Here is a 12,929-nt window from a genome sequence, read left to right as displayed (position 1 = left end):
GGTTTTTTGGGTCAATAAGCGGAATTCCTCCGTCTATTTAAGCAATTTTTAGCGATATTTCATAAATAAGAGAAATTTCTCCGCTTAATTATCAAAACTTGCTGATTCCCTCAACTTGGTCCGCCCTTTTACCAAAAGCAGGTACAAAATGCAGTACAAATTGAGCTACATTTTCGATTGCATTTTCATGTTTTGCGACAGGAAACGGAACCCGTTATCTAAAAAGGTTGTCTTTTTGTTATCCAATTCAAAAAACAATAACAACAGTAAAAAAGTACGAAGTGTTTGTAAAGAATTTACGAATAGACATACACCCAATTGCCAACTGTTACATAATATATTAATTAAGATAACAACGAAAAGATTATTCGAAAAATTGTATACAAATAAACACATTAGGGCAGAATGGATGTATGGAGGTGGAGGGATTGAGCTCATTTTTAGCACAAGATTATCATGAGGAAACGTGCGTTATTTGTGAAAATCAAAAACCAAAAGGCATACATCTATATACTTCATTTATTTGTATGGAATGCGAAAATGATTTAATACAAACAGATACAAAGGATCCGAAATATAAATATTTTCTCAAACAACTGAAAAAAATAACTACACCTGAAATTTTTTCATAAAAGTCCTTAAGGGCTTATTTTTTTTGCAATCAAATGAGAATGTATAGTTATTTTTTGTTAGAATGAAGTGACCTACCAAAATTGCGGGATTACCCGCAGGCCATTAGAGCGGCAAAATCGATGAAACTCTTTATAAGGAAGTAAACAAATGAGCAACCAATTAAAAACACCCTTGTATGATGTTTTAGTCGACCATGTAAAAAAAAATCCTATTTCTTTTCATGTCCCCGGGCATAAATATGGTCAAATAAATCAGCATCAAGCAAATCGGTATTTTAAACAAATTTTACAAATAGATGCGACGGAGTTATCAGGTTTAGACGATCTGCATTCGCCGGAAGGGGCGATATTTGAGGCTGAAGCATTATTAGCCAGCCTCTATCAAACCAAAAAGAGTTATTTTCTTGTCAATGGCTCGACCGTAGGGAATCTGGCCATGATTATGGCTGCCTGTGTTGAAGGTTCAAAAGTTCTTGTCCAACGAAATTGCCATAAATCTGTTTTAAATGGTTTAAGCTTAGCAAAAGCCGATCCCGTGTTTCTCGAGCCGGAATTTAACCGGGAGTGGAAAGTTCCAGCGGGTCTTCGAATAGAAACGGTCAAAGAAGCTATGAACCTATATCCCGATGCCAAGGCACTCATTCTGACGTATCCGAACTACTATGGCATGGGATGTCAATTACAAGAAATAATCAAAGAAGCACATCTGTATGATATCCCTGTTTTAGTAGATGAAGCCCACGGACCGCATTTCATCCTGGGAGCTCCTTTCCCGCCCACAGCCCTTCAATTGGGTGCAGATATGGCGGTTCAATCAGCGCATAAGACGCTCCCCGCGATGACGATGGGATCGTTTTTACATGTGAATAGCTCACGAATTAATCATAATAAGATAAGGGAATACTTAGCCATGTTCCAATCAAGCAGCCCCTCCTATCCGATCATGGCATCACTGGACCTGGCACGAAATTATTTAGCTACCTATACTTCAATCGATTTGAGCTTTCTACTAAATGAAATCCAACGCTTTAAACAGGAGCTGGCGGACATCCCGGCAATCAAGGTGTTAGAGTATCCAAACGTGAACGGAGATCCGCTGAAAATTACTCTTCAATCCCGTACTGGATTAAATGGTTTTGACCTCCAAAGAAGATTAGAAGAGGTTTCTATTTATACAGAATTAGCAGACCCATATAATGTTCTATTTATTTTTCCTTTATTAAAAGAAGGACAAAGCTTTCCAGTAAAAGAGGCCATCCTGAAAATTAAACAGGCACTGGCTGGTTTACCATTAAAGGACTCCGAGGAGATACCAGAGCTTGCTAGTCAAAACATATCAACGTTAGCGATCCCATTTAAAGACATGGTCAATTTAACGGTAAAAGAAATAGAGATAACAGCTGCACTTGGTGAGGTATGTGCTGAAACTATTATTCCTTATCCCCCGGGTATCCCATTGTTAATAAAGGGAGAGCGGATAACAAAAGATAAGCTCAGTCAACTTAGCAGGCTCCTAAGTTCAGGAGCAAGATTTCAAGGAGGCTCCTTATTAAAGGATGGCAGGATAAAGACTTTTTTGACACCATGAGTGATAGATACAGTTTTGGAGGTTTTTGTAGATGACTAGAGGAATATTTATAACATTTGAGGGCCCGGATGGTGCCGGTAAATCAACAATCATTGATATGGTTGCTAAGCAGTTTGGAAATGTACTGTTAACGCGTGAACCCGGTGGGATTGATATCGCGGAGCAAATTCGAGCCGTTATATTAAATAAGGAAAATATCGCCATGGACCCTCGAACAGAAGCACTGCTCTATGCTGCGGCAAGAAGACAGCATTTAGTTGAAAAGGTGAGGCCGGCCTTGGATGAGGGGAAAATAGTCTTATGCGACCGGTTTGTTGATAGTTCATTGGCCTATCAAGGCTATGCACGCGGGTTAGGGATTGAAGAAGTGTTTGCAATCAATCAATTTGCGATTGAGAACTTGATGCCGGAATTAACCATCTATTTTGAGATCGAGCCAGAGTTGGGCTTAATGCGGATTAACAAAAATAAAGGCAGAGAGATCAATCGATTAGATTTAGAAAATCTTGAATTTCATCAAAAGGTTAGTGAAGGATACCAGCTATTAATCAAGCGTTTTCCAGATAGAATTCGTTGTGTTGATGCCTCTGGTACAGTGGAAGAGGTTTTTCATGAAACATTAAAGATAATAGAAGAAAAATTATCCCAGTAGAAGCCTTCCCTGTAAGGCTTTTTTTTTCAAAAAAGAAATATCAGCCTGCCCCAGCCATTACGAATGTAAGGAACCCAGTTACCTGTTATAATATAGATAATAGCAAAACTAGAATTGGGAAAAAAGAGAGGGTGGTTCGGATGAAACTAATCATAGCTGTTGTACAGGATCAGGATAGCAATCGCTTATCAAAAGCACTAGTAGATAATAATTTTAGAGCAACAAAACTAGCCAGCACAGGTGGATTTCTGAAGTCAGGCAACACCACCTTTATGATTGGTACTGAGGATATTCGAATTGACCGAGCCCTTCAGATTATTAAGGAAAACTGCAGGTCCAGGGAACAGTTAGTTGCCCCTGTTTCACCAATGGGCGGGAATGCCGATTCGTATGTCCCATATCCCGTGGAAGTCGAAGTTGGCGGGGCTACAGTATTTGTCCTTCCAATTGAGCAATACATGCATTTTTAAGCATCGTGTCTAAGGGTAAATTTTATAAAGTAAGTGAGTGATGAGCTTGGTCAAATCATGGGAACAACTAGAAGAGCTTCAACCAACTGTGTTAAACATGCTAAAAAACAGTTTAGTGAAAAATCGAGTGGCCCATGCGTACCTTTTGGAGGGAATTAGAGGGACAGGTAAGAGGGAAATTGCGCTGTTACTGACAAAGTCCCTATTCTGCGAGTCCATCATTGATCAATATAAACCCTGTGAGGAGTGTAATAATTGCCGTCGAATCAATCACGGCAACCATCCTGATGTCCATATGATTGAGCCTGACGGGTTATCGATTAAGGTTGAGCAAATCAGAAGTTTACAGGTTGAGTTTTCTAAAAAGGGAGTAGAATCTTCGAAAAAAGTATATTTACTTGTTCATGCTGATAAGATGAGTGTCAGTGCATCTAATAGTTTGCTGAAATTTCTAGAGGAGCCAAATCCCGGGACCGTTGCCTTTCTGTTAACTGAACAATCGCAGAAAATTCTTCCAACCATTTTATCAAGGTGCCAAATACTAACATTTCATCCGTTATCTCCACAAGTTATGATTAAACAATTGGTGGAAAACGGCGTAGAAGCGCATAAGGCTCCGTTACTTGCTCAATTGACCAATAGTTTAGATGAAGCTCTTAAATTAAATGTCGATGAATGGTTTGCACAAGCCCAAAAAATAGTGGTAAAATTATATGAGGTGTTGAAAAAAAATCCATTAGAGGCTATGGTAACACTTCAGACAGAATGGTTTCCACACTTTAAAGAAAAAGAACAGATTCACCGTGGTTTAGAACTTTTACTTCTTATTTTTAAGGATTTGCTATATATACAATTAGATAGGCAGGAGCAAATTGTTTTTCGAGAGGAAAACGGACGGCTGCAGCAATTTGCATTGCAAACATCTGGACGGCGCATATCGGATCAAATGTCAGCTATTCTTGATGCAAAAAGAAGGCTTGAGAGGAATATGAACCCTCAGCTGATGATGGAACAGCTTGTGTTAAAATTGCAGGAGGGATCTTCATTTGTATGATGTTGTAGGAGTACGCTTTAAAAAAGCGGGGAAAATCTATTATTTTGATCCAGGGGACCTCTCCATAGAAAAAGATGAGTTTGTAATTGTCGAAACAGTTCGTGGAGTGGAGTATGGGAAAGCAGTCATCGCTCGTAAGCAGGTTGAGGAACACGATGTTGTCCTTCCGTTAAAAAAAGTGGTTAGAATTGCTGACCCGAAGGATAAAATGATTGTGGAAGAAAATAAGCAGGCTGCAAAAGAAGCTTATGAAGTTTGTAATGAAAAAGTGAATGAGCATCAGCTAGATATGAAACTAGTCGATGTTGAATATACATTTGATCGCAATAAAGTCATCTTCTACTTTACAGCGGATGGAAGAGTTGATTTCCGTGAGCTTGTAAAGGACTTAGCAGCTATTTTTCGGACGAGAATTGAACTACGTCAGATCGGTGTCCGTGATGAAGCGAAGATGCTTGGCGGGATTGGTCCCTGTGGACGAATGTTATGCTGCTCCACCTTTTTAGGGGATTTCGATCCAGTTTCAATAAAAATGGCAAAGGATCAAAATCTCTCATTGAATCCTACAAAAATATCCGGTTTATGCGGCAGGTTGATGTGTTGTTTAAAATATGAAAATGATGAATATGAAACTGCTAAAGCATTGCTGCCTGATTTAGGGGAAGTTATTGAAACTCCACAAGGCAGAGGAAAAGTAGTAGGATTAAATATATTAGAGCGGGTACTGCAGGTTGAACTAAAGGAACAGGATCGAGTTCTGGAGTATACCTTGGAGGAAATCAATAAAGAAGGTGCCTTTTCTATACAATCCACAGATTAACGAGGTGGAAGCCGTGGATAAAAAAGAAATATTTGAATCAGTAAGTAATATGGAGACACAAATTGGCCATCTTTACCAACAGCTGGGGGAATTAAAGCAGCATTTAGCCGAAATACTAGAAGAGAATCATTATTTGAAGCTTGAAAATGAACATCTGAGACGCCGTTTAGATGTAACAACTGAAGCGGAAAAAAAGATAACAGAGAATAAAAAAGGGACCGTCCAGTCCGAGTCTCCCGGTGTAAAACCATTTGATGTTGGGGAAGGCTATGATAATCTCGCCCGTCTTTATCAAGAAGGGTTTCATATCTGTAACCTGCATTTTGGAAGTTTACGTAAGGAAGGCGATTGTTTATTCTGTCTTTCATTTCTTAATAAGAAATAACCTTAAGAGGCTGACAAAAATCAGCCTCTATTTTCATACATACAGTTAGAGGTGATACTTTGGTCCACTTAAAGGAAGATGAACGATTGGATTATTTGTTAGCAGAAAACTTACGGATTATTCAAAGTCCATCTGTTTTTGCCTTTTCGCTTGATGCCGTGTTACTCGCAAGATTTGTCTATGTTCCTATTCAAAAGGGAAACTTAATTGATCTTTGCAGCGGGAACGGTGTGATTCCTTTATTTTTAAGTGCGCGAACGAAGGGACAAATAACCGGCGTTGAAATACAAACACGGCTTTACGATATGGCAGTAAGGAGCATTGAATATAATCGACTGGAACAACAACTGCAAATGATTCACGGCGATATCAAAGATATTCCAAAACAGCTGGGACATGGAAAATTTGATGTCGTCACATGCAATCCACCGTATTTTACGACCGCATCAAAGGAAGAAATAAATCCGAATGAACATCTAGCGATTGCCCGTCATGAAATCCTTTGTACCTTAGAGGATGTGGTTAAAGCGTCAAGCCAATTGGCTAAACAAGGCGGTAAAGTAGCATTTGTGCACCGCCCTGGACGACTGTTGGATATTATTACGCTGATGAGGCAATACCGGTTGGAACCGAAACGGATTCAATTTGTTTATCCTAAGAAAGGCAAAGAAGCAAACACACTGTTAATTGAAGCCATTAAGGATGGCAGTCCGGATTTGAAAATAGCACCGCCGTTATTTGTCTATAATGAAAACAATGAATACACACCAGAGATTCGTGAGATTTTATATGGAGAATCATAATCACTATTTTTATGTCCTAACCTGTAAGGACGGCAGCTTATATGGTGGATATACAAATAATCTTGAGCGCCGGATTAAGCTTCATAATGAAGGAAAAGGGGCAAAATATACACGGGGCAGAGGTCCATTGGTACTTACATACTCTAGAAGCTTTGAAACGAAAGGAGATGCACTTAGGGCAGAATACAATTTCAAGCATTTAACGAGAAAGAAAAAAGATGAATTTTTAATGAGAGAATTAGGTGATACGTATGTGGCAGCAAAAAAGCTTTGAAAACGAAGCAACGAAGGGAATTTTATATCTTATTCCCACACCCATTGGTAATTTAGAGGATATGAGTTTCCGTGCAGTTCGATTATTAAAAGAGGCAGACTTAATTGCTGCAGAGGATACAAGAAATACAAAGAAGCTGTGCAATTACTTTGAAATTGACACACCTGCGGTAAGCTATCATGAGCATAATAAAGAAACGAGCGGCGATAAATTGATTCAGAAAGTAAAGGAAGGGTTAAAGATAGCACTGGTAAGTGATGCAGGCATGCCTGCGATTTCGGATCCCGGTTATGAACTGGTAGCAGCAGCCATCCGAGAAAAGGTGACAGTCGTCCCATTACCAGGTGCAAATGCAGCCCTTACCGCATTAATTGCCTCCGGTTTAATATGCCAGCCCTTTTATTTCTTTGGATTCTTAAATCGGAACAAGAAAGAGAAGCGAACGGAGCTGGAAGAAATCAAGTGGCAGTCGGCAACGTTAATCTTTTATGAATCACCACATCGTTTAAAGGAAACATTAGCGATTATGTTGGATGTCCTCGGTAACCGGAAAATTGCTATTTGCCGGGAGTTAACAAAAAAATATGAGGAATTTATTCGTGGAACGATTGAAGAAGTCATTGCTTGGACCAATCAAGATGAAATCCGCGGTGAGTTTTGCTTGATTGTTGAGGGTACAGACCAAGAGCAGGAGGAAGCTCCAAGCTGGTGGCACACTTTAACACTTGAGGAACATGTCAATCACTACATCTCGGAAAAGAATATCCCATCTAAGGAAGCAATCAAACTTACAGCAAAAGACCGTGACATGAATAAACGAGACGTATATCAGGCCTACCATGTTGAATAAATAAAAAATGCTCCAGCACTAAAAATTGTGCTGGAGCATTGTATTATTTTACTAATTCAAAGTTGTTTTGGATTTCTTTTAATAACTGTTCTGCACCTTCACGGCTAAGAATTAATTTACCGCCAGCAAGAGTTAAATTATCATCAGATACTTCTCCAGTTACTTGGCAAGTCATATTTGGCTTGTATTTCTTTAAGATAATACGCTCATCATCAACGTAAATTTCAAGAGCATCCTTCTCAGCGATACCAAGAGTACGTCTTAATTCGATTGGAATAACTACACGGCCTAACTCATCAACTTTACGAACAATACCAGTAGATTTCATTTTTATTATCTCCTCTCACATTTGCACTTATTTTTTCTCTCTCTATTTATTCGTCATTATTCGACAAAATTTTCATAACCTAATAATACAAGAAATTCCCAAATTCGTCAATTACTTTATTTTGAAAAACATTTATAAATTTTTCTATTATGATGATTGTTGATATATCAATGTTTTTCTGAAAATTTACTATATTTAACAGGCATAAATATTATTGTTTTTTTAATAAAACGAATGAATGACCTGGTCTAATTCGACATATTTCTACATAATCCATTACCAATGAACTATATATATTTCGGAGGAGGAAAGGCAATTATGGGTGTAATAGGAAAAAATTAAAAAATAGTGGAAACACGTGAAAGAGTGCCTTCTTGCACAAAAGTTGGTTTTTCGGTATATTTTGAGGATAGAAGCGAGAAAAAAAAGGCAATAATGGATAAATAGAGCTTTGGACTCGCAAACCAGCGGAGGGATTTAGATGGAGAAAAAATTGAAGACTTTTTACCTAACGACACCGATTTACTATCCTAGCGGTAATTTACATATTGGGCATGCTTATACAACCGTTGCAGGCGATGCAATGGCACGTTATAAGCGGATGCGCGGCTATGATGTTATGTACTTAACAGGTACGGACGAGCATGGGCAGAAGATTCAGCGGAAGGCGGAAGAGGCAGGGATTACTCCGCAGCAGTATGTCGATGGAATTGTTGATGGGATTCAAGAGTTATGGAATAAACTTGATATTTCCTATGATGATTTTATTCGTACAACACAGGAAAGGCATAAACAAGTTGTTGAAAAAATCTTTGCAAGACTTCTTAAGCAAGGAGATATTTATCTCGATCAGTATGAAGGCTGGTATTGTACACCGTGTGAATCCTTCTTTACTGATCGTCAGCTAGTGGATGGGAATTGTCCGGATTGTGGTCGTCCGGTTGAAAAAGTGAAAGAGGAATCGTACTTTTTTAAGATGAGCAAGTATGTCGACCGCTTATTGGAATACTACCAGGCAAATCCGGATTTCATCCAACCTGAATCTCGTAAAAATGAAATGATTAATAACTTTATCAAACCCGGCTTAGAGGATTTAGCTGTATCAAGGACAACATTTGATTGGGGCGTAAAGGTGCCTGGAGATCCAAAACACGTTATCTATGTATGGATTGATGCACTGTCTAACTATATCACAGCACTCGGGTTTGGGACTGAAAATGATGCTAAATACTTAAATTATTGGCCAGCAGATGTTCATCTTGTTGGCAAGGAGATTGTTCGTTTCCATACGATTTATTGGCCAATTATGCTAATGGCTTTAGACCTGCCACTACCCAAAAAGGTATTTGCCCATGGCTGGTTGTTGATGAAGGATGGAAAAATGTCCAAATCGAAAGGAAATGTCGTTGATCCGGTCACTTTAATCGATCGGTACGGACTCGATTCGCTTCGATATTATTTGTTAAGGGAAGTACCGTTTGGGGCAGATGGTGTTTTTACGCCTGAAGGATTTGTTGAAAGAATCAACTTTGACTTAGCTAATGATTTAGGAAATCTTTTAAATCGTACCGTCGCCATGATCGAAAAATACTTTAACGGAGTGATCCCTGATTATTCCGGGTCTGTTGGTGAATTTGATGCATCGCTGTTACAGATGAATCTGGATACAGTAAATAAATATGAGGAAGCCATGGAAAAAATGGAGTTCTCTGTTGCCTTAACGTCTATTTGGCAATTAGTCAGTCGGACCAATAAATATATTGATGAAACCAAACCTTGGGCATTGGCCAAGAATGAAGAGAATAATGGGGAGCTTGCAAGCGTAATGGTTCATCTCGCTGAATCGTTGCGAAGAATTGCAATATTACTGCAGCCATTCTTAACACGTACCCCAAATGCCATCTTTTCACAGTTAGGCATTCACGAAGAAACTCTTACAGTATGGGAAAGCCTTGCTGACTTTGGCAAAATTCCAAGCGGAACGAAGGTTGAAAAGGCTGCTCCGATTTTCCCTCGGCTCGATATTGCTGAGGAAGTAGAGTTTATTAAGACAAAAATGCAGGGTTCTGCTTCAGTTGTTGAAGTAAAGGAAGAAGGAAAGATAGAAGAAAAGCCGGAAGAAATCGACGAGATTGCTATCGATGATTTTATGAAAATTGATTTACGTGTAGCAGAAGTGGTTCATGCTGAGCCAATTAAAAAGGCAGATAAATTGCTTAAACTGCAACTTGATCTTGGCTATGAAAAGCGTCAGGTGGTTTCGGGCATTGCTCAATATTATAAGCCGGAAGAATTAGTGGGTCGAAAGGTGATTTGTATAACCAATCTGAAACCAGTGAAACTTCGCGGTGAACTTTCACAGGGAATGATCCTGGCAGGTTCAAAAGATGGACAACTATCGCTTGCGACTGTCGATCAAGCGTTACCGAATGGTTCCAAAGTAAAATAAAGCTTAATAACTTTACAAGAAAAGCGCCTGCATTAAGGCGCTTTTCAATGTTACACGTGGAACATTTTTCGTGATATTTCTATTTATTACTTGGTTTTTGTTGAATCCTGGCATTTCTACAGACTATTAAAAAATGTTAGCGAAAAATAAAATTGTTTTTGAAAAAAATGGTGAAGGAGCAAAACTATGCTATTTGATACTCATGCACATTTAAATGATGACCAATATAACGAAGATTTAGAAGAAGTGATTACCAGGGCTCAAAGTGAAGGGGTCACGAATATGGTTGTTGTCGGATTCGATCGGAAGACGATTCAAAGGGCAATGGAATTGGCTGAAAACTATGAGTTTATCTTTGCTTGTGTGGGCTGGCATCCGGTTGATGCCATCGATATGACTGAGGAGGATTTACGTTGGATAGAGGAATTAGCTGCCCATCCAAAAGTTGTAGCGATCGGTGAAATGGGTTTGGATTATCACTGGGACAAATCCCCAAAGGATATTCAAAAAGAAGTCTTTCGGAAGCAAATCAGGCTGGCTAAAAAGGTTAACTTGCCAATTGTGATCCATAACCGCGAAGCGACCGCTGACATAGTGGAGATATTAAAGGAAGAAGGGGCAGAAGAAGTGGGTGGAATAATGCACTGCTTTAGCGGCAGCCCTGAAGTAGCGAAGGAATGTGTAAAGATGAACTTCTATATTTCGCTAGGGGGACCTGTTACCTTTAAAAATGCTAAAAAGCCAAAAGAAGTAGCCGCAGAAGTCCCACTAGACAAACTTTTAATTGAAACGGATTGTCCCTATTTAGCGCCTCATCCTTACCGTGGGAAAAGAAATGAGCCTAGTTATGTAAAATTAGTAGCTGAACAAATTGCCGAAATAAAAGGGTTGACAATGGAAGAAGTGGCAGAGGCAACGACACGAAATGCTAAAAAATTATTCGCCATAAAATGATAGGGTAATTTGTCGAAGTTGGCGGAAGCTTGTCTTTTAATTTAATGAAAACAAAAAGTTCTACATGTCTCCTTTTCTACATAGGATAACCGTGTCGATAAGTTTCTCTTTGCAATCTTTTGAACTTTGTGCATAATTAGAAATACCTTCGAACAGTATGCAAAGATTAACAGCCGACAGCATGGTTCATTAATCTCTCTAAGAAAAGGAGGCGTTTTTCATCGTATTCAAACACATGAAAAACCTGTTTTCCAAGTCTTTGAGCCGGAAGACATTGACCATTGCTTTTGCTAGTTTCGTAGTTTTGCTGACAACTCTTGGAATTCTTTATTATGAAGGGTCAAAGAAAACTGTTGCCATTACTCTTAACGATCAGCAAGAGGTCGTAAAAACACATGCAGATACCATCCAGGAATTATTAGATGAAATCGATGTATCTACCCGCTCACAAGATTATTTGCAACCGAAAGCGAGTACAAAGGTGAAGGACCACCTGAAAGTCGTTTGGAAGCAAGCGAACATGGTTCACATTGTCAAGGACAACGAGAAAAAAACGATCTGGACGACAGCAGGAACAGTTGCTGAACTCCTAAAAGAGCAGAACATTGTTTTGAGCAAACATGATCAAATCTCACCTAGACCGCAAGCAGCAATAAAAGATAAGATGGAAATTGGATTAAAAAAGGCAATTCATCTTACATATGCTGATGGCGGTAAAAAGCAACAAGTTTGGTCCACTTCGGCTACGGTCGCTGACTTTTTATCACAACAGGGGATTAAGCTAAATACATTAGACCGAGTTGAACCATCATTAACAGAAGCCATCCCAAAGGATGGTGCTGTTAACGTCATTCGAGTAGAAAAAGTCACCGATGTAGTGGAAGAACCTGTTCAATTTGCTGTAGTAACCAAAAAGGATGATCGTTTAGAAAAAGGGAAAGAAAAGATGCTTACCAATGGAAGAAAGGGTCGAGTTTCTAAACAGTATGAAGTCCTGCTTGAAAATGGCAAAGAAGTTTCTAGAAAATTAATAAGTGAGCAGAAGATTGCAGAAAAGCAAGATAAAGTTGTGGCTGTCGGAACGAAGGATATAGCGTTACAAGTTTCCCGGGGTGCAGACGAGTCGGGAAAAGAGTTTTACGTTACTGCAACGGCTTATACAGCGTATTGTAACGGCTGTTCAGGTAGAACAGCAACGGGACTTAATCTCCGTGCCAACCCGAACATGAAGGTAATTGCCGTTGACCCGAGGGTAATCCCGCTGGGGACGAAGGTGTATGTTGAAGGTTATGGCTATGCTGTAGCTGCTGACACAGGAGGGGCAATTAAAGGATATATCATTGATTTATTTATGCCTTCTAATCAAGATTGCTATCGCTGGGGACGTAAAAAGGTTAAAATTAAAATTTTAAATTAGTTACCATTTTGCAGAGGGTCCTATCCTCTGCATTTTGCTTTTTTCGTAAATTTCTTTATACTAACATCGAATACATATCGGTAACATGCTTCATCTTTTTCTTATTTTATTGTATGAATGAGTTCAATAATATAGACGATGGACATTACAAAAATGTTTCATATTTTTTACAATTTTTAAAAAAGTAATAAGTTCAAAAGTTTGAACTTAGATTACTGTCTAGCTCCAGCGCCCAACGGCTAGTGGACTTCGC

The 12,929-nt window shown here is 39.0% G+C and carries 14 protein-coding genes; 13 read left to right on the top strand and 1 reads right to left on the bottom strand.

Annotation, left to right across the window (positions count from 1 at the left end; translation table 11 throughout):
* Window positions 1-413: 413 nt before the first annotated feature.
* The 10 genes from BDR01S_RS22940 (at window position 414) to rsmI (ending at window position 7,528) form a co-directional block, all read left to right on the top strand.
* Complete coding sequence (locus BDR01S_RS22940) at window positions 414-632, top strand: sigma factor G inhibitor Gin (protein WP_174523463.1); 219 nt, start codon at window positions 414-416, stop codon at window positions 630-632.
* 148 nt (window positions 633-780) lie between these two features.
* Window positions 781-2,220, top strand: a complete 1,440-nt coding sequence (locus BDR01S_RS22935) for an aminotransferase class I/II-fold pyridoxal phosphate-dependent enzyme (RefSeq protein ID WP_066249200.1) — start codon at window positions 781-783, stop codon at window positions 2,218-2,220.
* 31 nt (window positions 2,221-2,251) lie between these two features.
* A complete protein-coding gene (gene tmk / locus BDR01S_RS22930) occupies window positions 2,252-2,872 on the top strand; it encodes a dTMP kinase (protein WP_066249203.1) in 621 nt (206 codons plus the stop codon).
* A 140-nt stretch (window positions 2,873-3,012) separates the two neighbouring features.
* On the top strand, window positions 3,013-3,342 hold the full coding sequence (gene darA, locus BDR01S_RS22925; RefSeq protein ID WP_066249205.1) for a cyclic di-AMP receptor DarA: 330 nt from the start codon (window positions 3,013-3,015) through the stop codon (window positions 3,340-3,342).
* A gap of 46 nt (window positions 3,343-3,388) precedes the next feature.
* Window positions 3,389-4,396, top strand: coding sequence for a DNA polymerase III subunit delta' (gene holB / locus BDR01S_RS22920; RefSeq protein ID WP_066249208.1), 1,008 nt, complete (start codon window positions 3,389-3,391; stop codon window positions 4,394-4,396).
* Window positions 4,389-5,216 (top strand): PSP1 domain-containing protein, encoded by an 828-nt coding sequence (locus BDR01S_RS22915; protein ID WP_066249211.1) that lies wholly within the window; start codon window positions 4,389-4,391, stop codon window positions 5,214-5,216. Before holB ends, BDR01S_RS22915 begins: the two co-directional genes overlap by 8 nt.
* 13 nt (window positions 5,217-5,229) lie before the next feature.
* The gene (yabA, locus tag BDR01S_RS22910) at window positions 5,230-5,601 is read left to right on the top strand and encodes a DNA replication initiation control protein YabA (RefSeq protein ID WP_066249213.1); all 372 of its coding nucleotides are present in this window, start codon (window positions 5,230-5,232) and stop codon (window positions 5,599-5,601) included.
* A 59-nt stretch (window positions 5,602-5,660) separates the two neighbouring features.
* A complete protein-coding gene (locus BDR01S_RS22905) occupies window positions 5,661-6,404 on the top strand; it encodes a tRNA1(Val) (adenine(37)-N6)-methyltransferase (protein ID WP_066249215.1) in 744 nt (247 codons plus the stop codon).
* Window positions 6,391-6,678, top strand: coding sequence for a GIY-YIG nuclease family protein (locus BDR01S_RS22900; RefSeq protein WP_066249217.1), 288 nt, complete (start codon window positions 6,391-6,393; stop codon window positions 6,676-6,678). Before BDR01S_RS22905 ends, BDR01S_RS22900 begins: the two co-directional genes overlap by 14 nt.
* Complete coding sequence (gene rsmI, locus BDR01S_RS22895; RefSeq protein WP_066249220.1) at window positions 6,656-7,528, top strand: 16S rRNA (cytidine(1402)-2'-O)-methyltransferase; 873 nt, start codon at window positions 6,656-6,658, stop codon at window positions 7,526-7,528. Before BDR01S_RS22900 ends, rsmI begins: the two co-directional genes overlap by 23 nt.
* Before the next feature lie 43 nt (window positions 7,529-7,571).
* On the opposite strand, the gene abrB is transcribed toward rsmI, so the two are convergent.
* Entirely contained in the window at window positions 7,572-7,862 is a 291-nt protein-coding gene (gene abrB, locus BDR01S_RS22890) for a transition state genes transcriptional regulator AbrB (RefSeq protein WP_174523464.1), read from the bottom strand.
* Window positions 7,863-8,337: 475 nt separating this feature from the next.
* On the opposite strand from abrB, the gene metG reads away from it, so the two are divergent.
* From metG to BDR01S_RS22875, 3 genes are all read left to right on the top strand, one after another.
* The gene (gene metG / locus BDR01S_RS22885; protein ID WP_066249226.1) at window positions 8,338-10,305 is read left to right on the top strand and encodes a methionine--tRNA ligase; all 1,968 of its coding nucleotides are present in this window, start codon (window positions 8,338-8,340) and stop codon (window positions 10,303-10,305) included.
* A 186-nt stretch (window positions 10,306-10,491) separates the two neighbouring features.
* Window positions 10,492-11,259: a TatD family hydrolase gene (locus BDR01S_RS22880; RefSeq protein ID WP_066249229.1), complete on the top strand. Its 768-nt coding sequence runs from the start codon at window positions 10,492-10,494 to the stop codon at window positions 11,257-11,259.
* A gap of 235 nt (window positions 11,260-11,494) precedes the next feature.
* A complete protein-coding gene (locus BDR01S_RS22875; RefSeq protein ID WP_066249232.1) occupies window positions 11,495-12,676 on the top strand; it encodes a G5 and 3D domain-containing protein in 1,182 nt (393 codons plus the stop codon).
* Window positions 12,677-12,929: the final 253 nt, after the last annotated feature.

It is taken from the genome of Neobacillus drentensis NBRC 102427 (genome assembly GCF_001591445.1).
Classification (GTDB): domain Bacteria; phylum Bacillota; class Bacilli; order Bacillales; family Cytobacillaceae; genus Neobacillus; species Neobacillus drentensis.
Note: the sequence above shows the minus strand (reverse complement) of the source record. Positions and strands in the feature narration are given on the sequence as shown.

What these genes read in the sequence shown, in the direction of transcription:
- BDR01S_RS22875 (WP_066249232.1), top strand. Translation starts at nt 11,495, where the DNA reads ATGAAAAACCTGTTTTCCAAGTCTTTGAGCCGGAAGACATTGACCATT.
- BDR01S_RS22940 (WP_174523463.1), top strand. Translation starts at nt 414, where the DNA reads ATGGAGGTGGAGGGATTGAGCTCATTTTTAGCACAAGATTATCATGAG.
- BDR01S_RS22935 (WP_066249200.1), top strand. Translation starts at nt 781, where the DNA reads ATGAGCAACCAATTAAAAACACCCTTGTATGATGTTTTAGTCGACCAT.
- BDR01S_RS22880 (WP_066249229.1), top strand. Translation starts at nt 10,492, where the DNA reads ATGCTATTTGATACTCATGCACATTTAAATGATGACCAATATAACGAA.
- metG (WP_066249226.1), top strand. Translation starts at nt 8,338, where the DNA reads ATGGAGAAAAAATTGAAGACTTTTTACCTAACGACACCGATTTACTAT.
- BDR01S_RS22900 (WP_066249217.1), top strand. Translation starts at nt 6,391, where the DNA reads ATGGAGAATCATAATCACTATTTTTATGTCCTAACCTGTAAGGACGGC.
- rsmI (WP_066249220.1), top strand. Translation starts at nt 6,656, where the DNA reads ATGTGGCAGCAAAAAAGCTTTGAAAACGAAGCAACGAAGGGAATTTTA.
- tmk (WP_066249203.1), top strand. Translation starts at nt 2,252, where the DNA reads ATGACTAGAGGAATATTTATAACATTTGAGGGCCCGGATGGTGCCGGT.
- darA (WP_066249205.1), top strand. Translation starts at nt 3,013, where the DNA reads ATGAAACTAATCATAGCTGTTGTACAGGATCAGGATAGCAATCGCTTA.